The following is a 1,523-nucleotide window of genomic DNA, read 5'->3' as shown; positions in this document are numbered from 1 at the left end:
TGCCTTCGGGATCGGTGGCAGAGACGGTGCCAATCACGGTCGTGTCGCTGCTGTTTTCCAGGTAATTAAAGCTGTAACTGGTTTCGCCCACGGGTGGGGTGAACTCAGGGCCTTCATTGACATCGAGCTCAGTGAGGGTGACGTTAATGTTGCTGGTGTTGACGCCATCTGAGGCGCCGACGACCAAGTCATGGACGTTATCCATGAGTTCAAAGTCATTGGCAAGTGCGGTCACGCCGTCTGGGGTCAAGCTGATGACGCCGGTCACGGGGTCAATCTCAAACCAACCATCACCATTTCCACTGACAATACTGTAGCTGACGTCTTTGCCTTCGGGATCGGTGGCAGAGACGGTGCCAATCACGGTCGTGTCGCTGCTGTTTTCCAGGTAATTAAAGCTGTAACTGGTTTCGCCCACGGGTGGGGTGAACTCAGGGCCTTCATTGACATCGAGTTCAGTGAGGGTGACGTTAATGTTGCTGGTGTTGACGCCATCTGAGGCGCCGACGACCAAGTCATGGACGTTGGCCATGACTTCAAAGTCATTGGCCGCCGCGGTCACGCCAGCCGGGGTCAAGCTGATGACGCCGGTCACGGGGTCAATCTCAAACCAACCGTTGGTGTCGCCGCTGACAATACTGTAGCTGACGTCTTTGCCTTCGGGATCGGTGGCAGAGACGGTGCCGATCACGGTCGTGTCGCTGCTGTTTTCCAGGTAATTAAAGCTGTAGTTTTTTGAGTCAAACTCTGGAAAATCATTTATAGGCGTGACATCAATCGTTAAAGTAGCTTCCGACCCTGTATTGGTTGTGTAGGTGATCACCGGCACTTGGCCATTCCAGTTTTCATCTGGTGTAAAGGTGTATGAACCATCGGTATTGATGATCAATTGACCATTATCAAGAATAGCAGTTTGTCCAGCTTTGAATATTTCATTATTTACTTCAAAACTGGAGACTTCTAAATCTGAATCAGGATCACTGTCATTATCAAGGACATTGCCTTTTGCTATTTGATCTTCAGTGACAGTATTTAAATCATTCACAGTTATAGTTGGATCATCAACAGGCGTAATTTCAATAGTTAATGTTGCGGTTCCACCTGTATTAGTGGTGTAAGTGATTAAAGGAACTTGGCCATACCAGTTGTCATTTGGTGTAAATGTATAAGAACCATCAGAATTGATGATTAGTTGGCCACTCTCTAGTTCAGCTGTTTGCCCCGCATTAAAAATTCTTATACCTAAATCAGAAGCTTGCCTAATTGTAGATGTGTCATTAGCTACTTCAAAACTCGTGACTTCTAAAGCTGAATCAGGATCACTGTCATTATCAAGGACATTGCCTTCTGCTATTTGACCTTCAGCTATTGTATTTGAATCATTTAACGTTACAGAAGGATCATCTACAGGTGTGATTTCAATTGTTAAGGTTGCAGTGGCACCAGTGTTAGTGGTGTATGTGATCACAGGCACTTGGCCATTCCAGTTGCCACTTGGTGTAAAACTGTAGGTACCATTTTCA

General features: G+C 46.5%; 1 protein-coding gene. It reads right to left on the bottom strand.

Features of this window, described 5'->3' with window-relative positions; all coding sequences use genetic code 11:
* A partial coding sequence (locus tag ACWXWT_RS20480) for an Ig-like domain-containing protein (RefSeq protein WP_456043401.1) occupies positions 1–1,523 on the bottom strand: 1,523 nt, incomplete at both ends.

The sequence above is a fragment of the Shewanella sp. A22 genome, assembly GCF_053850585.1.
This window is presented reverse-complemented; position numbering and strand designations above follow the sequence as displayed.